Annotated in this window: 18 protein-coding genes; 10 read left to right on the forward strand and 8 right to left on the reverse strand. The window is 62.5% G+C overall.

Annotated elements, in window-relative coordinates:
- The first annotated feature begins 149 nt into the window (after positions 1–149).
- Positions 150–1,550, forward strand: a complete 1,401-nt coding sequence (lpdA, locus tag PDR5_RS28780; RefSeq protein ID WP_064600586.1) for a dihydrolipoyl dehydrogenase — start codon at positions 150–152, stop codon at positions 1,548–1,550.
- Positions 1,551–1,587: 37 nt separating this feature from the next.
- On the opposite strand, the gene PDR5_RS28785 is transcribed toward lpdA, so the two are convergent.
- Positions 1,588–2,061 carry an Lrp/AsnC family transcriptional regulator gene (locus tag PDR5_RS28785; RefSeq protein ID WP_007954205.1) on the reverse strand — a complete coding sequence of 158 codons (474 nt, stop codon included), beginning with the start codon at positions 2,059–2,061 and terminating at the stop codon, positions 1,588–1,590.
- A gap of 144 nt (positions 2,062–2,205) precedes the next feature.
- On the opposite strand from PDR5_RS28785, the gene PDR5_RS28790 reads away from it, so the two are divergent.
- The gene (locus PDR5_RS28790; protein ID WP_064600588.1) at positions 2,206–2,835 is read left to right on the forward strand and encodes a LysE family translocator; all 630 of its coding nucleotides are present in this window, start codon (positions 2,206–2,208) and stop codon (positions 2,833–2,835) included.
- Here the strand turns inward: PDR5_RS28790 and PDR5_RS28795 are convergent.
- From PDR5_RS28795 to PDR5_RS28825, 7 genes are read right to left on the reverse strand one after another with little or no spacing between them, the layout of a single operon-like run.
- Positions 2,832–4,970 carry a hypothetical protein gene (locus PDR5_RS28795; protein WP_064600590.1) on the reverse strand — a complete coding sequence of 713 codons (2,139 nt, stop codon included), beginning with the start codon at positions 4,968–4,970 and terminating at the stop codon, positions 2,832–2,834. The two genes, PDR5_RS28790 and PDR5_RS28795, sit on opposite strands and share 4 nt — an antisense overlap.
- Positions 4,957–6,150 (reverse strand): DUF3142 domain-containing protein, encoded by a 1,194-nt coding sequence (locus PDR5_RS28800; protein WP_064600592.1) that lies wholly within the window; start codon positions 6,148–6,150, stop codon positions 4,957–4,959. Before PDR5_RS28800 ends, PDR5_RS28795 begins: the two co-directional genes overlap by 14 nt.
- A 48-nt stretch (positions 6,151–6,198) precedes the next feature.
- Positions 6,199–7,017 carry a class I SAM-dependent methyltransferase gene (locus tag PDR5_RS28805; RefSeq protein ID WP_064600594.1) on the reverse strand — a complete coding sequence of 273 codons (819 nt, stop codon included), beginning with the start codon at positions 7,015–7,017 and terminating at the stop codon, positions 6,199–6,201.
- Positions 7,011–8,165: an acyltransferase family protein gene (locus tag PDR5_RS28810; RefSeq protein WP_064600596.1), complete on the reverse strand. Its 1,155-nt coding sequence runs from the start codon at positions 8,163–8,165 to the stop codon at positions 7,011–7,013. Before PDR5_RS28810 ends, PDR5_RS28805 begins: the two co-directional genes overlap by 7 nt.
- The gene (locus tag PDR5_RS28815; RefSeq protein ID WP_064600598.1) at positions 8,162–9,046 is read right to left on the reverse strand and encodes a class I SAM-dependent methyltransferase; all 885 of its coding nucleotides are present in this window, start codon (positions 9,044–9,046) and stop codon (positions 8,162–8,164) included. Before PDR5_RS28815 ends, PDR5_RS28810 begins: the two co-directional genes overlap by 4 nt.
- On the reverse strand, positions 9,043–10,347 hold the full coding sequence (locus tag PDR5_RS28820) for a glycosyltransferase (RefSeq protein WP_064600600.1): 1,305 nt from the start codon (positions 10,345–10,347) through the stop codon (positions 9,043–9,045). The genes PDR5_RS28815 and PDR5_RS28820 overlap by 4 nt, the downstream gene beginning before the upstream one ends.
- Positions 10,341–11,888, reverse strand: a complete 1,548-nt coding sequence (locus PDR5_RS28825) for a glycosyltransferase (protein ID WP_237233768.1) — start codon at positions 11,886–11,888, stop codon at positions 10,341–10,343. The genes PDR5_RS28820 and PDR5_RS28825 overlap by 7 nt, the downstream gene beginning before the upstream one ends.
- 426 nt (positions 11,889–12,314) lie before the next feature.
- Between PDR5_RS28825 and PDR5_RS28830 the strand changes: the two genes are divergently transcribed.
- The 8 genes from PDR5_RS28830 to PDR5_RS28865 are packed head-to-tail and all read left to right on the forward strand — an operon-like array spanning position 12,315 to position 21,300.
- Complete coding sequence (locus PDR5_RS28830; RefSeq protein ID WP_064600604.1) at positions 12,315–13,229, forward strand: GDP-mannose 4,6-dehydratase; 915 nt, start codon at positions 12,315–12,317, stop codon at positions 13,227–13,229.
- Positions 13,226–14,197: a GDP-mannose 4,6-dehydratase gene (gene gmd / locus PDR5_RS28835; protein ID WP_064600606.1), complete on the forward strand. Its 972-nt coding sequence runs from the start codon at positions 13,226–13,228 to the stop codon at positions 14,195–14,197. Before PDR5_RS28830 ends, gmd begins: the two co-directional genes overlap by 4 nt.
- Positions 14,198–14,200: 3 nt before the next feature.
- Positions 14,201–15,643 carry a mannose-1-phosphate guanylyltransferase/mannose-6-phosphate isomerase gene (locus tag PDR5_RS28840; RefSeq protein ID WP_064600608.1) on the forward strand — a complete coding sequence of 481 codons (1,443 nt, stop codon included), beginning with the start codon at positions 14,201–14,203 and terminating at the stop codon, positions 15,641–15,643.
- Positions 15,644–16,441, forward strand: coding sequence for an ABC transporter permease (locus PDR5_RS28845; protein ID WP_064600610.1), 798 nt, complete (start codon positions 15,644–15,646; stop codon positions 16,439–16,441).
- A complete protein-coding gene (locus PDR5_RS28850) occupies positions 16,441–17,691 on the forward strand; it encodes an ABC transporter ATP-binding protein (RefSeq protein ID WP_064600612.1) in 1,251 nt (416 codons plus the stop codon). The genes PDR5_RS28845 and PDR5_RS28850 overlap by 1 nt, the downstream gene beginning before the upstream one ends.
- Entirely contained in the window at positions 17,688–19,055 is a 1,368-nt protein-coding gene (locus PDR5_RS28855; RefSeq protein ID WP_064600614.1) for a glycosyltransferase family 4 protein, read from the forward strand. Before PDR5_RS28850 ends, PDR5_RS28855 begins: the two co-directional genes overlap by 4 nt.
- A complete protein-coding gene (locus tag PDR5_RS28860) occupies positions 19,039–20,169 on the forward strand; it encodes a glycosyltransferase family 4 protein (protein WP_064600989.1) in 1,131 nt (376 codons plus the stop codon). The genes PDR5_RS28855 and PDR5_RS28860 overlap by 17 nt, the downstream gene beginning before the upstream one ends.
- Positions 20,170–21,300 carry a glycosyltransferase family 4 protein gene (locus PDR5_RS28865; RefSeq protein ID WP_064600616.1) on the forward strand — a complete coding sequence of 377 codons (1,131 nt, stop codon included), beginning with the start codon at positions 20,170–20,172 and terminating at the stop codon, positions 21,298–21,300. It abuts the gene before it with no gap.
- The last annotated feature ends 1 nt before the right edge of the window (position 21,301 follow it).

Here is a 21,301-nt window from a genome sequence, read left to right on the forward strand (position 1 = left end):
ATTTGTACTCATTTGCATCATTCAAAGATGGGCAACCTGTCGCTTGCCTGAAGCCTTGACCGAAATGTCTGGAAACGCACATATTACGTTCGTAATTTTTAGCACGAACTACTTTTACCGATCCGCATCCTTCAGCCAGGAGTAAGAGCATGAGCAACTATGACGTGGTGATTCTGGGCGGTGGTCCCGGCGGTTATAACGCAGCGATCCGCGCCGGCCAGCTGGGCCTCAAGGCCGCGTGCGTCGAGGGTCGCGCCACGTTGGGTGGCACCTGCCTGAACGTCGGCTGCATGCCGTCCAAGGCGCTTTTGCATGCGTCCGAGCTGTACGAAGCGGCGCTGGGAACGGAGTTCGCCAACCTCGGTATCGAGGTCAAACCCACGCTCAACCTTGCGCAAATGATGAAACAGAAAGACGAAAGCGTGAGCGGCCTGACCAAAGGCATCGAATTCCTGTTTCGCAAGAACAAGGTCGACTGGATCAAGGGCTGGGGCCATATCGACGGCCCCGGAAAAGTCAGCGTGACCGGCGATCAGGGCAGCCGGATCGAGCTGACGGCCAAGGACATCGTCATCGCCACCGGCTCCGAGCCCACTCCCCTGCCCGGCGTGGAGATCGACAACAAGCGCATCCTCGACTCCACCGGCGCGCTGTCCTTGAGCGAAGTGCCCAAGCATCTGGTGGTAATCGGTGCGGGCGTGATCGGCCTCGAACTCGGCTCGGTCTGGCGCCGGCTTGGCGCGCAGGTGACGGTGGTGGAATACCTCGACCGCATCTGCCCCGGTGTCGACGGCGAAGCCGGCAAGACCCTGCAACGCTCGCTGAGCAAACAAGGCATCAGCTTCAAGCTGAGCTCGAAAGTGACCAGCGCCACCTCCTCGGCCACTGGCGTACAGCTCAGCGTCGAACCCGCCGCTGGCGGCAGCGCGGAAATCCTCGAGGCCGATTACGTGCTGGTGGCCATTGGTCGTCGCCCGTACACCCAGGGCCTGGGCCTGGAAAACGTCGGCCTGAGCACCGACAAACGCGGCATGCTCGCCAACAAACAGCATCGCACCGAAGCGCCCGGTGTGTGGGTGATCGGTGACGTGACCTCGGGGCCGATGCTCGCGCACAAGGCTGAAGACGAAGCCATGGCCTGCATCGAGCAGATCGTCGGCAAGGCCGGTGAGGTCAATTACGAGCTGATTCCAAACGTGATCTACACCCGGCCGGAGCTGGCCAGCGTCGGCAAGACCGAAGAGCAGTTGAAGGCCGAAGGCCGGGCGTACAAGGTCGGCAAATTCCCGTTCACCGCCAACAGCCGGGCGAAGATCAATCACGAGACCGAAGGCTTTGCCAAAGTCATCGCCGATGAACGCACGGACGAAGTCCTCGGCGTGCACCTGGTCGGCCCGAGCGTCAGCGAAATGATCGGCGAGTTCTGCGTGGCCATGGAATTCAGCGCCTCGGCCGAAGACATCGCGCTGACCTGTCACCCGCATCCAACCCGCTCCGAAGCGTTGCGTCAGGCGGCAATGAATGTCGAAGGGATGGCGACGCAGATGTAAGCACTGTGCGAATACTTCCCGCGCAATGCGGGAAGTATCAGGACGGCAGATGCCCCAGCGGCAATGCGCCGGGCGTTTTCACCGTGTGGATCGCAAAATTGCTGCGGATATCGCTCACCCCCGGCAGCTTCAACAGGCAACCGGTGAGAAAGCGGTCGTAGGCGCGCAGATCCGGCACCACCACTTGCAGCAGAAAGTCCGATTCCCCGGACACCAGAAACGCTGAAATCACCTCCGGCAATGCGGTCACCGCCCGGTGGAATGCCTCGGCCTGTTCGTCGTTGTGGCGCTCGACCTTGACCCCGACAAACACCGTCAGCCCCAACCCCACTTCATCACGGTCCAGATTGGCCTGATATCCGCGAATCACCCCGGCCTCTTCGAGCATCCGCACCCGGCGCAGGCACGGCGATGCCGACAGGCCGATTTCGTCGGCCAGTTGTACGTTGCTCAGGCGTCCGTCCCGTTGCAGTGCGGCAAGAATCTTGCGGTCGAAGGCATCCAGTTTCATGGTTGGCAGATCCTGATGGTTTTCGCGGTGAAAGAGCGCAGATTATGCCAATTCAAACGCCTTTATAAGCTGACTACGCAACCACCTGCCCTGCCCTTCGGCCCTAGACTGAGGCGACCGAATCGACAACGAAAGGGGTGCAACATGGCGAGTCTCTGGCTGTTTTTCCTGGCGCTGGCAGTGGTCTTTCTGTTGCCCGGCCCGGACATGATCCTGCTGTTGCAGACCGGTGCCCGTCAGGGACGCGGCGCAGCGCTGGCCACGGCGGTTGGTCTGGCCATCGCCCGAGGCTGTCATGTAGCGCTCGCGGCGCTGGGGCTGGCGGCGCTGTTCAAGGCGGCACCGTGGACGTTCGATGCTGTGCGGATCGCCGGGGCGGCGTATTTGCTGTGGATCGGCATTCAATGCCTGCGCACCACGCTGTTGCCGGATCTGGACGCCGGCACCGTGACGGACAGTCATGCGCAGTGGTATGCAGCCATCCGCCGCGGCCTGCTGACCAACCTGCTCAACCCGAAAGCGTTACTGTTCTGCTCGGTGCTGCTGCCGCAATTCATCGTCGCGAATGGCGCACCGGTGCTGACCCAGTTCGCCGTGCTCGGTGCGATGCTGGTGGGCACAGGTCTGCTGTTCGACAGCGCCTACGCCCTGACCGGCGCCGCGCTGGGCCGCTGGCTGAAACACAGCCCGACGGCCCAGCGAGTGCAACAGTGGCTGTTCGGCAGCCTGTTGATCGGCTTTGCCGTGCGCCTGACGTTCGTCCAGCAGGCTTAGGCTTTGCGGGCCTTGCGCTGGCGGCGGGTGATCAGCAGCAACGCCACAGCGCTGAAGGCCACGATCGCTCCGATCTGCACCGGCCACTTGTACGGCCGCAGTGTCGAACGCACCGAATCGGTCACCTGAGTGACGTAGCGCTTGTCAGCGTTTTCAAAATCCGGATAAGGGCATTGATGGCCGAAATCCACGGCCCACGGGACGTACGGCCCTTCATCGACATAGCGTTTGTACAACGCACTCTGCTCTTCCAGGCTGCTGTTCCAGCCCGCCGCCGAGCACAACACAGCGGCGAACGCCTGGCTGGTGTGCGGCAGATTGTCTGCCGCACGGCTGGCCAGCGCCGTGGCGACAAAACGATAGTGATAACGCTCATCCGGCTGCGCTTCACTGGCCTTCTGACGTCGCACTTCGGCCTCGCTGACCAGCGGCCCGACTTTCAGCTCGGTGTTTTCCAGGCTGTAGTTGCCGCCGAAGGTCGCGTAATCCGGGGCCATTTCGTAGCCCAGGATGTCCATGCCCCACTCACGGGCTGTCCACGCAGCATTGAACAGTGCGCTGGCACGTTTGGTCGGCCACCACGCTGAGTCGGCCTTCAGGCGTTGCTCGCCATAGAGCCGGGCCTTGTTCTGCAAATCGGCATTGTCGAAATAACCGACCGCTTCTTCGTAGTGCCCCTCACGCAACAACCGCCGCCCCAGCAGATTGCGCAGGCTGGCGGCCACCGGCAGCGGCACGTAATTGTCGCGATCCTGCTGGCTCAGCGCGGGCGGTGCCGGCACGTTGGTATCGACATAGTTTTTCAGCTCCTCGACCGTCAGCACTCGCTCAGCCACGGTCGCAGCGTCGAACCAGTAAAGGTGCTGGCTGCGATACAACTGGTCGAAGGCCTGCAGGTACTCGCCACGTTGCAGCGCAAGGATCGCGCTCTCGCCCTCGACCCGGCATTTGGGCTGCACGGTTTCGAGATTCCAGTCGGCGGTACGCCGCTCGCCCCAGGACTCCTCCTGCGGGAACGCTTGCGCAGCTTTCGCATAGGCCGCAGCCGCCGCGTTCCTGTCGCCATCGCGCACCGCCAGTTTTGCCCGCAGCCACCACGCCAGACCGCTGTCGCCAGCGTGTTCGAGGAATGCCTTGGCGCTGGCGTAATCGCCCTGTTGATAATTCATCGCCGCCAGACGATCAGCATTATCGAGGCTGCCGCGGGTGCTTGCTTGCAGCGCTTTGACCAGTTTCTTCTCGTTCGGTGGCTCATCGCCGAACGACCAGCCGATCCGGCTGATCAGCGAGGCGGTCACCAGTTGCTGCACCGCTTCGCGGCGCAGCAATTTCGCCAGCCGATCTTCGGGCTCCTCGGCCAGTTCGTTCATCAACTGCTTCAGCGAGGTGTAACCGACGTTCGAGCCGTGCAGGTTTTGCGCGGCATAGAGCTTGATGGCGTTGTTCCAGTCACCCGCCATGCGCAACGCCCGCGCCTCTTCGCCAAGGCTGGCCACGCCCAGTTCCAGCGGATCGCTGAAGCCGTCGATGCTCAGTTGCCGCGTCTGGCGGAACGCGTCGATAGCGTTTTCCCAGGCTTCAAGCGCATCGCCCGCTTCGCTGCTCATGGCAAAGTACGCCCGGCCCAGAGAATAGGCAGCCCAGGTGCTGCGTAACGCCCGCTGATCGGCCGGCAGCGCCAGCAACTGGCGGAAATACTCGACCGCCAGTTGATGGTCACCGGCGCCGAACGCCACCGCGCCCGCCACATACAGACGCAGTTCCGCCGGCAGGCTCGCACCCTGCACGTCGACCTGACGCGCATCGGTCAGGCTGCGCAGGTGTTTGACCAGCGCTTGCTGTTCAGGGGTCAGGCCGATCTGCTCGGCCTTGTCGCGCACCTCGGCGGGTTCTGGCGCCTCGGCGTAGATGTCATCCGGATTGTGGGTGGCGGCGGTGACGTTCTTCAGCCCGGCGATGGTTTTGCCGAGGCGACTGATCTCGAACCTGAAGTTGCCCTCCGGCATTTGCGCCAGCGATTGCCCGCGATCGTCGAGCAGGCGCATCGCGAAGTCCGGGCCACAGGCCAGCGCCGAGCCCAGCGGCAGGCTGAGGCTCAGGCAAAGCAGATGGCGGGGCCAGTTACGGGTCAACATGCGAACCTCCTTGATCAATATTTGCGCAACGTGCCCAACCGATCGCACGCTGCCCGCCTGCCGGCAATCGGCCGTCGCGCAGGCGGGTGAAGGTAAGCAGATCCGCCGTCTGTTGCAACGCATAACCGGCGAGCGCGTCAGCCCCTTCGCAGCCCCGGGCCTGGATGGTGATGCGGGCGGGCCAGGCGCTGTCGAGGTTACCGACGTTACGCAGGGCAATGTCTTGCAGGCCATTCTGTTCGGTAAACACCACGCCGAGCTGGCTGCTCAACGCATCGCCTCGGGCGACCGCACGCAGCGTGCTCAGGCTCCAGGCCCTGCGGTCGTTGGCCAATGGCAGCCGAAACCAGATCAGACCGGCCAGATGCGCCGGGCGATCCTCGCGTAACTCATTTGCCAGCCGGCCCAGTTGTTGTGGATCGGCAAGCAATTCGCGGCGCTGGCCACCCCGTTCGAGCGGTACTTCGCTTTCCACCACCGGAGCGCCATCGACATCCGCCAACAGCGCTACACCATAGGCCGGCAGCGCCAGATAAAACGGTTTGTCGGTCACTCGCCCCCAGGCCTTGGCCCAGCGCTGCGCCTGTTCGGAGTCGAACAGACCGCGACGCGGATCGCTGACGGCATGCACCTGCAACACACTGCTGTCGACGGTCGCCAGCAACGCCGGCAATTGCGGACTGTCGAGCCAGGCAGGTAACGCAGTGATGCTCAGGGGCAGATTGGCCGGCAATGCCGTACGCAAGTGAGCAAGGAATCCGATGTAAGCAGGCAGGCGGGCATTGCCGGCGTCATGGTCGATCTCGATCCCGGCCAGGGTAAGTCCCTGACCTTGCCAGTCAGCGAGCACTTGGAGGATCTGCGCCGTGACCGCTTGCGGGTCGAGCGCCTTGAGCTGGCCGTCGAGGCGAATCACCGCGATCAACGGCCGGGCATCGCGTCTCAGCAACGCAGAATCGACGCGTGCCCGACTCCATCCGGCATTCGGGAACGCCTGCAACGCCAAGACCCGCAACGTCGAAAAGTCGTTGCGACTGTCATTCAGGGCAAGCTCATGGGCCGGCGTCCATTGCCGTTGCCAGACGTAAAGTTGCTGATCGAGTGGCACTGCGTCCTGTCGCTCACAAGCACACAGCAACAACACAGCCACCAGGGCGGACCACCCGATGATAAAACGCATACCTTGCAGATCCCTGAGACATCAGGCTGCAAGGTTACACAAAAGCGTTCAGGGCTTGCGGGCAATGATGACCTGACTTTTCGCCACCACCGCATCCAGCGCCTGCTTGATCTGCGCGCCGCGTGGCGAGTCGAGCACCGCTTGCCAGGTCTCGGCCCAATGGTTGAGCAGCGGATGATCCGGGTTGCTGAACTCGACCTTCGCTTCCCAGAACAGCATCATCCACATCGACCAGTAAAAGCCGTACTGGCTATGGCTGATGATCTCGAGTCCCGCCTCGCTGACCATCGCCTTGAACTGCTCTTCGCTGATGATGCGAATGTGGTTGGGCTTCTGGAAATACTCCGGCGCGGCGATGTCTTTTTGCAGGTCTTCGGAGCTGGGGTGCGGCACGCTCAGCAAATACAGCGCGCCCGACTGACCGACGCGCACCAGTTCGGCAAGGAACTGCGCCGGGTCGTCGACGTGCTCGATGACTTCAGTGGACACCACGCGAGTGGCCGTTCCATCGGCGATCGGCAGCGGATTGCAGTCGGTCACATGGCATTCGACGCCACGCGCCGGCGTATCGCTCAGGCGCTGGCGAGTCGCTTCGACCTTGGCGCCGTCGATGTCGGCAATGATGATCTTCGCCCCGCGCATGCCGCAGAAATGCACGTTGCCACCGTCGCCACAGCCAACGTCCAGCAGGGTGTCGTCGGCGGTCACCGGGAAACCCTTGAACAGCTCACCGGTTTGCTGGTTGAACCAGCCGCTGAGCATCGCGTCGTGCAGGCCGAGCATGTAAGGGTCGACCTTGTCGGCGACCGGTGCGACAGCTTGTGCGGGGGCCGGAGCCGCCGTGAGTTTCTTCAGAAGGCTCAGCATGAGGTGGCTCCAGGGGACGAGACGACGGTTCGCGAAGTGGCGAGGCGTTTCACCAGCGTGGCGCCTCGATTGCGCATGGGCATTTCGATCAAGCGGTAATTGAGTTCGCTGAGCAGCACGATCAGGCCACCGGCAATCAGCAGTGTCAGGATCGGATGTCCCGCCGGGCTCGGTAGGCCGGCGCCCTGCAAACGAAAGATCAGTTCTCGCTCCAGTTGATAGGCCGGGATGTGAATCAGATAAATGCCGTAGGAGCGGCTGCCGATCCAGGCCATCAGTCGTTGCAGCCTGCCGGCCGGCAGCAGGTAATCGCGGTCGTACGAAGCAATCCACACCAGCACGGCGCTGAGCACGGCGATCGACCCGATGCGGTAACCGGCGAAGGTGAAACGGTCGGTGGCCATGAAGCTCAGCAGCGCTCCGAGGCCGATCAGCGCGAACACTCCGGCCCATGGCCGCCGCAGGAATACCGGCTCCCAACGGCGATAACCCGGCTGCACGCTCCACATGGCCAACAGCACACCCAGCGCCAGCGCATCGGTACGAATCACCATCAACAGCGGCGTGCGCACCGTGAACAATTGCACCGCCACCAGCGCCAGCAATGCCCACACCAGATACTTGCGGCACAGCATGATCACAAGCGGGAACAACAGGTAGAACTGCTCCTCCAGCGCCAGGCTCCAGTAGACGAAACTGCTGCCGTATTCGTAATGAAAGAACGCATCGGCAAAGCGGAAGTTGGCGTACTGCAGTACCCCGGCCAACGTGGCCTGGACGTTGGCGGACCACGTCCCGAACGCGCCTGATCGATTCAGAAACACGCACGCCAGCAGCATCAACGCCAGCCACAGCCAGGCCGAGGGCAACAGACGAAACGCCCGACGCAGCCAGAAATTGCGCGTCTGCTCCCAGTATTCCTGGCGATTGCTGCAACCGCGCAGCGCCGGGATCAGGCTGCGGGCAATGACAAACCCCGAGATCGCAAAAAACAGGTCAACGCCCCACCATGGCTGCGCCCAGGTATGGATCCTTTCAAGCAGCGGCACCGGGTCGGTGAACAGGCTGCCCTGCAAGTGATGAAACAGCACGCCGAGTACCGCGACAGCGCGCAGCACTTCAATGTCCATGATCCGCTTGCCGCTCATGACACAGTTCCTGCATCGAGCGGTTTGCGGGCGATGATCACCTGACTCTTGGGCATGAACCGGTCGAGCATCTGCTTGATCGCCAATCCATCGGGCTGCGCCAGCAAGTCCTGCCAGGTTCTGGCCCAACTCTCCATCAACGGTGGATACGGCGCCTGGATCCGGTCGCGCACGGCACCGCCCAGGTCACGTCCTGCAGCCCGTTCGCTGGCCCAGAAAAAGATCATGCCCATGACCCAGAAAAATCCCGTGGCCTGACGATGCTCAATCACCAGACCGGCATCCTCAACCAATGCCGCGAAGCGCTCCGGGGTGAAGATCTGCACATGATTGGGTGACTGGTAATAACCCGCCGGGGCAATGCCCTGCTGCAAATGCTCGCCCACCGGCGCCGGCACACTGAGCAGGTACAGCGCACCGGGACGGCCCATGCGTACCAGCTCGGCCATGAACGGCTCGGGATGATCGATGTGTTCCAGCACTTCCATGCACACGACCTTGCTCGCACAGCCGTCGCTCAGCGGCAATGGCAGGCTGTTGCTGACCAGACCGAGACTGGCCTTGCGGCTCTGCGCTTCGACTTGTCGGGCGAGGTCGCGCACCTTGTCGTGCTCGCTGTCGGTGAAGATCACCGAGGCGCCCTGGCGCACGGCGAACAATGTTGCCACGCCCTCGCCACACCCCACGTCGAGCAGGGTGTCGTCCGCGTCAATGACAAATCCCTTGAGCAACTCACCACTGTCGCCGTGAAACCAGCCGTCGAGCATGGCGTCATGCAGACCCACCTCCCTGGGCGACACGCCCGCGGCAACCGGTTCAGGCACGGATACCGGCGCCGGGTGCGCAACCGGACGCAAACGCTTCAGCAATGCGCGGATCATGTGCCCGCGGCTTCCGTTGCAGCGGCACCAAGGTGCTCGTGTACCTGAGCGAGAAAATCACGCAACCGCTGCTCGGCCACCGCCTGACTGCAGAACGCCTGCAGGCTGGCAACGGCCTGCGCCGACATCTGCGCATAGCGCCCGGGATCGTTCTTCGCCACCTCATAGCTGTCGCGATAGGCCACACAGACCGACGCCCAGTTGGTCATGTAGCGCAACGTGCGGAACGCCTTGCGCGGATCGTGAGGCCAGGCGGTGAGTTCATCGGTGGACTCGACCAGGAACGCGTTGTCGGTGCTCAGATAATCGATCATCGCCGTGGTCCGCGGCGCCACGGCCGGCTTGCCGCAGGACATGAATTCCATCAGCGGCAGGCACTGGCCCTCGCCGTAGGAAGTGTTCACCACGTAACGGGTGGCCTGCACGAGACGCTCGTAGTCGGCATCCGCGAGGTAGCCATAAATCAGCACGATGCGGCAGCGGTAGGACTGGTTTTTGTACAGGTGATGAAGAATGTCGCCGAGCGCTTCTTCGGCATCGTGGTGCGTGAGCTTGAGCACCAGCGTCGCGTCTTCGACCTCGCGAAACGTCACGCAGAATGCGCTGAGCATGTCTTCCCAGTTCTTGCGTCCGTCACCGGGATTGAACACCGATGTGTAGACGACACCGTCCAGCAGCAGCTCCTGCTCGCGCGCCGGCGCCTGGAAATCGATGCCCTTGCCACGGCGCAGGTGTTTCGGGCCGAACGCGTCGAGATCGAGCTGACGACTGTCGGCGACCAGCCCTTTGATCGTCAGGCGCACCGGCCCTGTCGAGGGCTGCCCCTGAAGCTGCGAGCCCCGGGCTGCAAAGCGATCCCACACCGGCGCGGGCACCGCGACAATCGGGTAATCGGCGCCCATGGCCTCGCGCACCGCGTTGACCGTGTAGGTGGAATGGGTGATCGCCGCGCCGCAGGCCCGGAGCACCGTGCGCCAGTCATTGCGCGGCTCGTTGTCGAAGGGTTCGTTGGGGATGGTGCTGAATTCCCAGGCGAACACCGGCAGCGTCGGACACGCCAGGTGGATCGGCGTGCGGTGCGGCGGCGAGAACGAGAGGAACACGCACGGCTCGCCACGGGCCAGGCATTCCAGATACAGCGCATCGACTTCGCGCGCCGGGTCGACGACCTCCAACACACGACCAAGGCGTTCGAGCACCGGCCGGTATTCCTTGAGCACGAAGTAATAGCTGTACTCCGAACGCCCCAGGTTCTGCGCGATGGTGTGCTGGTTGGTTTCCGAGTGAATGATGATCAGCATGAGGCGTTGTCCGTCACGGGGGCGGCATCGGCAGCCAGCGGCACGACGCCGAAAAAATCCGCCATGCGCCGCTGCACCGGGGCGAACGCGCAGTAGTCGTGCATGCGTTCGACAGCGGCGGCAGACATGCGCGCGTAATCCTGCGGCTGCGCCTTGGCCATCCGGTAGCTGTTCTCATAGGCGCTTTTGAGCGAAGCCCAGTCCGGCCGATAGCGCAGGGTGCGGTAGATGATGCGGGTGTCCTGGGGCCAGATCGTCAGCTCTTCGCTGGACTGCACGACGAAGGCCACGGTGTCGTCGATGTAGTCTTCCATGGCCGTGTGATCCGGGGCGATCACCGGTTTGCCGCTGGACATGAACTCCATCAACGGCAGGCACAGGCCTTCGCAGCGTGAAGCGTTGACGTAAAAACTGGCCGCCTGGTAGAGCCGCGCGTATTGCGCGTCGTCCAGATAACCGTGCATTACCAGCACCCGGCAGGCGAACGGTGTCAGTTGTGCGAGCAGGGTCATCAGTTCGCTGTAGTAGGACGCCAGATCGTTCTGCGTGATCTTCAGCACAAGTGTCGCGTCAGGCGTTTCGCGAAAGGCCCAGCAGAAGGCGGTAACCAGATGATGCCAGTTCTTGCGGCCGTCCCTGGGGTTGAACACCGTCACGTAGATCACGCCTTCCACCGTGGTCTCGACCACCGAGGACGTGTCCGGCAGATCCAGCGGCGGTGGCTTGGCCACGGCCACCGCATGCGGAGCGGCAATGGCCGGCAGGCGTTTCTCGAGCCAGGCGTGTGTGCGATCCGACAGCAGATCCTGCACACCTTCCCAGTACCAGTGATGCAGGAACTTCACCCGTTCTTCACCCGCCCCCAGCCTCCACAGACGCAGATAATGGCGGGCAATGACCAGGCGGCGTTTGAACGTCAGCGGTGGCGGGCGTAGCGCCTCGATTTCAGCCAGTTGTTCGGCGGTCAGCGGCTTGGGCAACAGATCGTCGGCAGATAACGCCAGCGTGCGACTGTCGAAAATGCAGCCCTTGATGGCCAGGGTCGCGCCGGGATTGATCGGCGCACTGACATGCTGCTCACGAATGGCGGCGAAGTTTTCCCACAAGGGCGTCGGCAGCACGAGTACCGGAAAGTCCTCGCCCATGGCGCGGCGAATCGCGCGGGCGGTGTGGCTCGACAGCGTGATGACCCGTCCCTGTCGGGCGAGCATCTGCGTCCAGTCGTGGCGCGGATCATCGTCCCATGACTCATCGGGGATCGAGTCGAACTCCCATGCGATCACGCAGATCGTCGGGCATTCAAGATCGGTCGGGGTATTTTGTGGCGGCGTGAAGGACAGGAAAACGCTGCTTTCACCGGCGGCGAGCAGTTGTCGGTAGAGTGGATCAACCTCGGCGCTGGTGGACACCACATGCACTCGCCCCAGGCTTTCCAGCACCGGGCGATAGGCCTTGAGCACAAAGTAGTAGCTGTATTCGGGACGCCCAAGACTCTGGCTGATGGAGCGGTCGTTGACGTCCGAGTAGAGAATGAAATTCATGGCATCCCACGGTGCAACCGCCATCCCGGCAGCTTCACGCTATGACGGCCGAGCGTCGGATCGAACCGGCATCAGCGCGGTTCGTCCTGCATCATCGGGCACGTCTCTGTTCTTGTTTTAATGGTCGGTTTTACCCTGTCGCACGATCCTTGCGAGCAGCCGCCGGGGATCGCGACGAGAGGCATTCTAAACACATCCGCCGCGCATTCGGGAACCGCCCGGCGAGAAAAAACCGACTACTCTGACGAGAACTGACCGGTCACGATTTGCCCTGTTGAAATTGCTGCGCAATTGGCACAGATTGGCAGCCAAACAACTACAACAATGACTTCACCTGCCGTTCTGCCCGGTTTTTTCAGGGGTCTGACAGACATTCCCTTAAAGCCTGTGGGAAGAGGTGAAAGTTAAAGACCAAGGGGTCGCTGTTTGAAAAAAAGTCTGTTCATCACGGGCCTCAGTGGGTTCGTAGGACAACACATCCAGTCACGTCTGCAAGGGGAAGACGCGTCGTGGCAACTGCTGCCTGCCGCCTCTGCCTATGACCTGACAAAACCGGACAGCCTCATCGACCTGTGGCCGCAACTGCCCGATGCGGTCATTCATCTGGCCGGCCAGACCTTTGTCCCTGAAGCGTTCCGCGATCCGGCACGTACCTTCGACATCAACCTGCTCGGCACCCTGAACCTGTTGCAGGCCCTCAAGGCCCGCGGCTTCAAGGGCACGTTCCTGTATGTCAGCTCGGGCGATGTCTACGGCCAGGTCGAAGAACCCGCGCTGCCGATCACCGAACAACAACCACCCTGCCCGCGCAATCCTTATGCGGTCAGCAAGCTGTCGGCCGAATTCCTCAGCCTGCAATGGGGCCTCAGCGAAGGCTGGCCGGTGCTGGTGGCGCGCCCGTTCAACCACATCGGCACCGGGCAGAAAGAAAGCTTCGTCATCGCCAGCGCCGCGCGGCAGATCAACCGCATCAAGCAGGGGCTGCAAGCGCCGCAACTGGAAGTCGGCGATATCGATGTCACCCGCGATTTCCTCGACGTCGGCGACGTGGTCTCGGCCTATTTTGCGCTGCTGGAAAAAGGCACGCCGGGACAGGTCTACAACATTTGCTCAGGTCATGAGCAAAGCATCCGCAGCCTCATCGAACAGATGGGCGACCTGGCCCAGGTCAAGCTGCAACTGGTTCAGGATCCGGCACGCATGCGCCGCGCGGATCAGCGTCGCGTCTGCGGCAGCCACCAACGGCTGGCCCGGACCACAGGATGGACGCCGCAAATCACTACACAACAATCCCTGCGGGCGATCCTGTCCGACTGGGAGAAGCGAGTACAACAAGAATGACAAAAAGTGCATTGATCACCGGGATCACCGGCCAGGACGGCGCGTATCTGGCCAAGCTGCTGCTCGACAAGGGTTACAAGGTTCACGGCCTTGTCGCACGGCGCAGCAGCGATTCACGCTGGCGCCTGCGGGAGATGGGCGTCGAAGCGGACATCGTCTACCTGGATGGCGACATGGCCGATGCCTGCTCGGTGCAGCGCGCGGTGATCAAGTCGGCGCCGGACGAGGTGTATAACCTGGCAGCCCAGAGCTTCGTCGCGGCCTCCTGGGACCAACCGGTGACGACCGGCATCGTCGATGGCCTGGGCGTGACCCACCTGCTCGAAGCGATCCGGCAGTTCAGCCCGCACACGCGTTTCTATCAGGCGTCCACCAGCGAAATGTTCGGTCTGATCCAGGCCGAGCAACAGGACGAGAACACCCCGTTCTACCCACGCAGCCCTTACGGCGTGGCCAAACTCTATGGCCACTGGATCACCGTCAACTACCGCGAAAGCTTCAACCTGCACGCCAGCAGCGGCATCCTGTTCAACCATGAATCGCCCCTGCGCGGCATCGAGTTCGTGACCCGCAAGGTCACCGCCGCCGCCGCCCGGATCAAACAGGGCAAACAGCAGGAGCTGGCCCTGGGCAACATCGACGCCAAGCGCGACTGGGGCTTTGCCGGTGATTACGTCGAGGCCATGTGGCTTATGCTGCAACAGGACAAGCCCGACGATTTCGTGGTCGCCACCGGCGTCACCACCACCGTGCGCGAGATGTGCCGCATCGCCTTCGATCACGTCGGCCTGAACTACCGGGATTACGTGAAGATCGACCCGGCGTTTTTCCGCCCGGCGGAAGTCGAAGTGCTGCTCGGCAACCCGGCCAAGGCCCAGCGCGTGCTCGGCTGGAAACCCAGGACCGACCTCGACACCCTGATTCGCATGATGATGGATGCGGACATGAAGCGCGTCGCCAAGGAGTAGGCCATGCTGATCCCCGTGATTCTGTCCGGCGGTGCCGGCACCCGTTTGTGGCCGGTGTCCCGCGAGGGTCATCCGAAGCCGTTCATGACCCTGCCCGACGGCCAGTCGCTGCTGGGCAAGACCTACCGGCGCGCCGCCGCGCTGCTGGACGGTTGGGGCGACATTGTCACGGTGACCAACCGCGAGTACTACTTCCAGAGCAAGGATCACTATCAGGCCGCGCGCCTGTCCCGGCATCGCGGACACTTCCTGCTCGAGCCCACCGGACGCAACACCGCACCGGCCATCGCGGCGGCGGCCCTTTCGCTGCAAGCGCTGCACGGTGATGCCGCGATCATGGTGGTGATGCCCGCCGACCATTTGATCGTCAATGAAGAGGCGCTCAAAAGCGCGGTCGAGCACGCGGTCAATCTGGCGAAGGACGGTTATCTGGTGACCTTTGGCGTGGTGCCGACCGCCCCGGAAACCGGCTTCGGTTACATCGAGACCGGCGCACCGCTCAACGACCGGGGCGCGGCCAAGGTGCAGCGTTTCGTGGAAAAACCCGACCTGCAGACCGCCACCCATTATCTGGAGAGCGGCAACTTCCTGTGGAATTCGGGAATGTTCTGTTTCTCCACCGCAACGGTGATCGCCGAGCTGGCGCTGCACGCCCCCGAGCTGCTGGAACAGGCCCGCGCCTGCATGGCCGCCAGCGAACCGGTGGAAACCGCCGGTTGCCTGCAACAGGAATTGTCCGCGCAGCTGTTCGCCGAAATCATCGACATTTCCATCGACTACGCACTGATGGAGCGCTCGGAAAAGGTTGTGGTGGTGCCGGCGGGTTTCGACTGGAGCGACATTGGGTCCTGGGGTGCAGTGGCCGCGCTGGTGCCGGCCGACGCTGATAACAACCGTGCGAGCGGCGAGGCGATCTTCATCGACAGCCGCAACAACTTCGTTCAAAGCGATGGCCGGCTGGTGGCCGCCGTCGGTGTGGAAGACCTGATCGTCATCGACACCGCCGACGCCGTGCTGGTAGCCCATGCCGACCGTGCGCAGGATGTACGGCGGGTGGCCAAGCAGCTCAAGGACAAATCCCACGAAGCCTATCGCCTGCACCGCACGGTCAGCCGTCCGTGGGGCACCTACACGGTGCTCGAGGAAGGCCCGCGCTTCAAGATCAAACGCATCGTGGTCAAACCCGGCGGCAAGCTGTCGCTGCAGATGCACCATCACCGCAATGAACACTGGGTGGTGGTCGAAGGCATGGCCAAGGTCACCAACAATGGCAGCGGCACGACGCTGGTGGCGAAGAACGAATCGACGTTCATTGCCGCCGGTCACAAGCACCGTCTGGAAAACCCCGGCGTGATCGACCTGGTGATCATCGAAGTGCAAAGCGGCGAATACCTGGGAGAGGACGACATCGTCCGCTTCGAAGACCAATACGGCAGGACGGTGTGAATGCTGCTTTCCCTGTACCGCTCGCTGCACGACTATCGAGGTTTCATCCTCGGTAGCGTCAAGCGGGAGTTTCAAGCGCGGTATCGCAATTCGCTGTTCGGCGCGCTGTGGACGGTACTCAACCCGCTGTCGATGATCGTTGTGTACACGGTGATCTTTTCCCACATCATGCGCGCCCGCCTGCCCGGCGTGGACGACGGCATGGCCTACAGCGTCTACCTGTGCGCCGGGCTGCTGACTTGGGGCCTGTTCTCGGAAATCACCCTGCGCAGCCAGAACATGTTTCTGGAAAACGCCAACCTGCTGAAAAAAATCAGCTTCCCGCGCCTGTGCCTGCCGGTGATCGTGCTGCTCAATGCCGGAATCAACTTCGCGATCATCATCGGCCTGTTCCTCGGGTTTCTGTTGATCAGCGGGCGCTGGCCGGGCATGGCCCTGCTGGCACTGGTGCCGCTGCTGGCGCTGCAAGTGCTGTTCTGCGCCGGACTGGGGATGATCCTCGGCGTGCTCAACGTGTTCTTTCGCGATGTCGGGCAATTGTTCGCCATCTGCCTGCAATTCTGGTTCTGGCTGACGCCGATCGTGTATCCGCTGAGCATCCTGCCCGAGTGGGTGCAGCGCCTGTTGCAGCTCAATCCGCTGACCAACCTGATCGGCAGTTACCAGAACCTGTTTCTCTACGGTCAGTGGCCGGTGTGGAGTTCGCTGCTGCCGATCTTCGTGATCGGCCTGCTGTTGTGCGCGTTCGGCCTGCGCCTGTTTCGTCGGCGGGTCGGCGAAATGGTGGATGAACTCTGATGGGGCACATACGCGTCACAGGCCTGGGCAAGGCCTACAAGCAGTACCCCACCCGCTGGAGTCGCCTGGCCGAATGGCTGATTCCTTTTTCGCCGATGCGCCATCGCCAGCACTGGGTGCTGCAGGACGTGAATTTCGAGATCGCCCCCGGTGAAGCGGTGGGCATCGTCGGGGTCAACGGCGCCGGAAAAAGCACCTTGCTCAAGATGATCACCGGCACCACCCAACCGACCTGCGGCCAGATTCAGCTCGAGGGCCGGGTCGCGGCGCTGCTGGAACTGGGCATGGGTTTTCATCCGGACTTCACCGGTCGGCAGAATGCAGTGATGGCCGGGCAACTGCTGGGCATGCAGGTCGAAGACATCGAAGCACTGATGCCGGACATCGAACGCTTTGCGGAAATCGGCGAGGCCATCGATCACCCGGTGCGCACCTACTCCAGTGGCATGCAGATGCGCCTGGCCTTCAGCGTCGCCACCGCGCGCCGCCCGGACATTCTGATCGTCGACGAAGCGCTGTCGGTGGGCGACGCCTACTTCCAGCACAAGAGCTTCGACCGCATCCGCAGCTTCCGCAAGGCCGGCACCACGCTGTTGATCGTGTCCCACGACCGCTCGGCGATCCAGTCGATCTGCGACTCGGCGATCCTGCTCGAAGGCGGCCTCATGGTGATGCACGACAAGCCCGAAGCGGTCATGGATTACTACAACGCCCTGCTCGCCGAACGCGAAGGCCAGACCGTGCGCCAGGAACTGCTCGACGGCGGCCAGGTACGCACTGTGTCCGGCACCGGCGAGGCCAGGATCCTCAGCGTGCGCCTGCTCGATGAACGCGGACGCTCCATCGACGCCGCCGAAGTCGGTCAGCCGGTGACACTGGAAGTCGAGGTGGAGATTCGCCAGGACATCGAACGGCTGGTGCTCGGCTTCATGATCAAGGATCGCCTGGGCCAAGCCATGTACGGGATCAACACCCACCGTCAGAACCAGGCGCTGGAAGACCTGCGTGCGGGTGAACGCATCACCTATCGCTTCGCCTTCGTCATGGGCCTGGGCAAGGGCAATTACTCCGTGGCCCTGAGCCTGTCGCGACTGGACTCGCACCTGGACCGCAACTTCGAATGGCGTGACTACGGCCTGGTGTTCCACGTGATCAACAACCGTCAGGAAGATTTCGTCGGCTGTTCCTGGCTGGGCGCCAGCACCTCGATCACCCGCCACGCGCACAGCCTCGCGGAGCGCGCGCCATGACCCGCCTGCTGCTTGAATGCACCCACGTGTTCAAACACCCGAAGGTCAATTCGGGGATTCAGCGGGTGGTGCGCAACGTCATCAAACAACTGCCGCCGAGCGCCGAAGGCGTCGAATGCGTGCCGGTGGTTCTGCTCAAGGGCCAGTTGTACCGAGTGAAGCGTCTGGCGCCGCTGGATTCGCCGCTGTTCAATGCCATCGTCACGTTTGGCGAACGCCTGGAGCGGCTGGCCCATCGTTTCTGGCAACTGCATCAGCGGCTGGATACCGGTTGCCGCACAAAACTGGTACGACGCCTGTTGTACGTCGGCTATCGCCTGACCTCGTTCGGTGCATTCGGAATACCGCTGCGGCTGGTCGAGCAGGTCAATCGCTATCAATTGCCTCAACGCTGCGAACCACTGCAACACCAGACTGGCGATCATCTGGTGCTGCTGGATTCGTCCTGGCATTCGGACTTTTTCCTGCATGCCGAGCGCCTCAAACAGGAAGGCTTGGGCATCGTTGCGGTGATCTACGATCTGATTCCCCTGTCCCACCCGCAGTTCTACGACACGCGGCTGGTCGAGGTGTACAGAGAGTGGTTCGACTGGATCGCCCGTAATGCCGACGGTTTCATGGCCATCTCCGCCACTGTGCGCGATCAGCTGCGTGCAGAACTGCAACGTCGCCTTGGTTCGGCACAAGTCGGCAAACGTTGGTTCGACTACTTTCACCTCGGTTCGGAGCTGGATCTGCAGAGCGTCGAAGCCGCCGTCGAACCGCGTCTGCAAAAGCTGTTCGCAATAAAGGAGCCAGTGTTCCTGATGGTCAGCACCATCGAACCGCGCAAGAACCACGACTATCTGCTGGATGCCTTCGACCATGCCTGGGCGAACGGCTCGAACGCCCGGTTGTGCATCGCCGGGCGCATCGGCTGGAAGTGCGACGCGCTGCTGGCCCGGATTCGCCATCATCCGGAGCTGAACCGGCGCCTGTTCATGTTCAACGACTTGAGCGACACCAGCCTCGAACACGCCTACGCCCATGCCAGTGCGCTGGTGTTTCCGTCGTTCGTCGAAGGCTTTGGTCTGCCGCTGGTGGAAGCCATGCAACGCGGGCTGCCGGCGATGGGCAGCGATATCCCGGTGTTTCGCGAGATCGGCGGTGAGTTCATGGCGTATTTCGACCTGCAGTCGCCGCAAAGCCTTGCCGATCTGGTGCTGAGCATTGAGCGCAGCGGTCGATTCCCCGCCGCCCGCGATGTCAGCGACTGGCATTGGATCGGCTGGCGGGAAGCCAGCGCGCAACTGGCCGAGCGTACCGCGCGCCATGTGCTGGAGGCACCTCAGGTGTCAGCGAGGCAACATGCGCATAGCCCTTAACACCCGCATTCTCCAGGCACCGCGCACCGGCATCGGCCATTACGTGGCCGAACTGGTGAATGCCTTGCACGCTGAAACCGATATCGAGCTGGCGCTGTTCCACGGCTGGGGCTGGAGTGCGCAACTGCCGGAAGCGGCGATGCCCGGTTATTCGCGCCTGACGCCGCTGCTACGGCAGATCCCCGGGGCCTATCAGGCGCGCCGCTGGCTTGAACAGAAACGCTTCGATCAGGGCCCGGCGCAACCGGTCGATCTGTACCACGAACCGAGTCTGTGGCCGCTGGCCTTCGATGGCCCGACCGTGATTACCCTGCACGATCTCACGCACCTGCATTTCCCCGAGACCCAGCCACCGGCGCGGCTGCGGGAAATCGAGCGCCGGCTCGCCGAAGGCGTACGCCAGGCGCGGATCATTCTGACCGACTCGCAAGCCATCGCTGACGAGGCCCGGGAGTATTTCGGACTGCCTGCCGAGCGCTTCGTGGTCGCGCCGCTGGGTGTCGCCGAGCGTTTCCATCCGCGCGAGCCGCAGGACATCGATGCGGTGCTCAAGGCCCATGCGGTCGAGTACCGGGAGTACTTCCTCTGCGTCGGCACCCTGGAGCCGCGCAAGAACCTGAATCTGGCCCTGCGTGCCCACGCGCTGCTGCCGGATCGGGTGCGCCAGCGTTTCCCGCTGTTGATCGTCGGCATGGCCGGCTGGCAGCGCGACCAGTTCAGTGATGAATTGAATCAGGCGCTGGCTTGCGGGCACGTGTGCCTGCTCGGCTACCTGCCCGATGAGCAAGTCGCGCAATTGCTGGCCGGCGCCCGGGCGCTGATTTTTCCGTCGCTGTATGAAGGTTTCGGCCTGCCGGTGCTGGAAGCGATGGCCAGCGGCACGCCAGTGGTAATCACCCGCTCTTCGGCCATGCCGGAAGTGGCGGGCGACGCCGGCAACTATATTGAAGCTGACGATGCAGACGGCTTGCGTGATGCGATGAGCCGACTGATCGATGATCAAGCGCACTGGCAGGCATGCCGGGAAGCCGGATTGCAGCGGGCACGGCTTTTTTCCTGGAAGCGTTGCGCGCAGGCCACGGCCGGCGCCTACCACCAGGCCATGGGAGGTTGAATGCGAGTTCTTCATTTCTTCAAGACGTACCTGCCGGACTCGGTCGGCGGTATCGAGCAAGTGATCTTTCAACTCTGCGAAAGTGGCGCCCAACACGGCATCGAAGGCCAGGTGCTGACCCTCAGCGCCAATCCAGAACCTGCGGTGGTGCGTCTCGGCCAGCATGAAGTGCATCGGGCCAAACTGGATATCCAGTTCGCCTCCACGGGTTTTTCCTGGAGCGTGTTCAAGCAGTTTCGCGAACTGGCCGCCGAAGCCGACGTGATCAACTACCACTTCCCGTGGCCGTTCATGGATCTCGTGCATTTTGCCAGCGGCGTGAACAAACCGACGGTGGTGACCTATCACTCGGACATCATTCGCCAGAAGCACCTGCTCAAACTCTATCGCCCGCTGATGAACCGCTTTCTCGCCAGCGCCGACCGGATTGTCGCGGCTTCGCCAAACTATCTGCACACCAGTGATGTGTTGCAGCAATTCCAGGACAAGACTCGCGTCATCCCCTATGGCTTGAACAAGGCCGGTTATCCACAGCCTGACGTCGAGCGCATGAACCGCTGGCGTCAGCAGCTTGGGGACAAGTTTTTCCTGTTCGTCGGGGTGATGCGCTATTACAAAGGCCTGCACATCCTGCTCGAAGCCTTGAAAGACGTGGACTATCCGGTGGTGATCGTCGGCGCCGGCCCGCTGGAGCAGGAACTGCACGCCCAGGCCGCGGCCCTGGGTCTGCGCAACATTCATTTCCTCGGGCGGCTGAGCGATGAAGACAAGGTCGCCCTGCTGCAACTGAGCTACGCCATCGTCTTCCCATCGCACCTGCGCTCGGAAGCGTTCGGCATTTCGCTGCTCGAAGGCGCGATGTACGGCAAACCGATGATCTCCAGCGAAATCGGCACCGGCACCAGCTACATCAACATCCACAACGAAACCGGACTGGTGGTGCCACCGAGTCATCCTCCGGCATTTCGCGAAGCGATGCGCACCCTGTGGGAAAACCCGGCCCGCGCCGCCGAAATGGGCCTCAAGGCTGAAGCCCGCTATCGGCAGTTATTCACAGCCGATGAAATGGGCCGCAAGTGGACCGAGCTGTATCAGGAGCTGCTGGAGGAAAAGGCGTTGTCCTACGCCTGAT

This window comes from Pseudomonas sp. DR 5-09 (assembly GCF_001655595.1).
In the GTDB taxonomy this organism is placed as follows: Bacteria; Pseudomonadota; Gammaproteobacteria; order Pseudomonadales; family Pseudomonadaceae; genus Aquipseudomonas; species Aquipseudomonas pharyngis.

Bases quoted from the DNA above. Each gene is read 5' to 3' on its own strand.
- lpdA (WP_064600586.1), top strand. From the start codon at position 150: ATGAGCAACTATGACGTGGTGATTCTGGGCGGTGGTCCCGGCGGTTAT.
- PDR5_RS28785 (WP_007954205.1), bottom strand. From the start codon at position 2,061: ATGAAACTGGATGCCTTCGACCGCAAGATTCTTGCCGCACTGCAACGG.
- PDR5_RS28790 (WP_064600588.1), top strand. From the start codon at position 2,206: ATGGCGAGTCTCTGGCTGTTTTTCCTGGCGCTGGCAGTGGTCTTTCTG.
- PDR5_RS28795 (WP_064600590.1), bottom strand. From the start codon at position 4,970: ATGTTGACCCGTAACTGGCCCCGCCATCTGCTTTGCCTGAGCCTCAGC.
- PDR5_RS28800 (WP_064600592.1), bottom strand. From the start codon at position 6,150: ATGCGTTTTATCATCGGGTGGTCCGCCCTGGTGGCTGTGTTGTTGCTG.
- PDR5_RS28805 (WP_064600594.1), bottom strand. From the start codon at position 7,017: ATGCTGAGCCTTCTGAAGAAACTCACGGCGGCTCCGGCCCCCGCACAA.
- PDR5_RS28810 (WP_064600596.1), bottom strand. From the start codon at position 8,165: ATGAGCGGCAAGCGGATCATGGACATTGAAGTGCTGCGCGCTGTCGCG.
- PDR5_RS28815 (WP_064600598.1), bottom strand. From the start codon at position 9,046: ATGATCCGCGCATTGCTGAAGCGTTTGCGTCCGGTTGCGCACCCGGCG.
- PDR5_RS28820 (WP_064600600.1), bottom strand. From the start codon at position 10,347: ATGCTGATCATCATTCACTCGGAAACCAACCAGCACACCATCGCGCAG.
- PDR5_RS28825 (WP_237233768.1), bottom strand. From the start codon at position 11,888: ATGAATTTCATTCTCTACTCGGACGTCAACGACCGCTCCATCAGCCAG.
- gmd (WP_064600606.1), top strand. From the start codon at position 13,226: ATGACAAAAAGTGCATTGATCACCGGGATCACCGGCCAGGACGGCGCG.
- PDR5_RS28840 (WP_064600608.1), top strand. From the start codon at position 14,201: ATGCTGATCCCCGTGATTCTGTCCGGCGGTGCCGGCACCCGTTTGTGG.
- PDR5_RS28845 (WP_064600610.1), top strand. From the start codon at position 15,644: ATGCTGCTTTCCCTGTACCGCTCGCTGCACGACTATCGAGGTTTCATC.
- PDR5_RS28850 (WP_064600612.1), top strand. From the start codon at position 16,441: ATGGGGCACATACGCGTCACAGGCCTGGGCAAGGCCTACAAGCAGTAC.
- PDR5_RS28855 (WP_064600614.1), top strand. From the start codon at position 17,688: ATGACCCGCCTGCTGCTTGAATGCACCCACGTGTTCAAACACCCGAAG.
- PDR5_RS28860 (WP_064600989.1), top strand. From the start codon at position 19,039: ATGCGCATAGCCCTTAACACCCGCATTCTCCAGGCACCGCGCACCGGC.
- PDR5_RS28865 (WP_064600616.1), top strand. From the start codon at position 20,170: ATGCGAGTTCTTCATTTCTTCAAGACGTACCTGCCGGACTCGGTCGGC.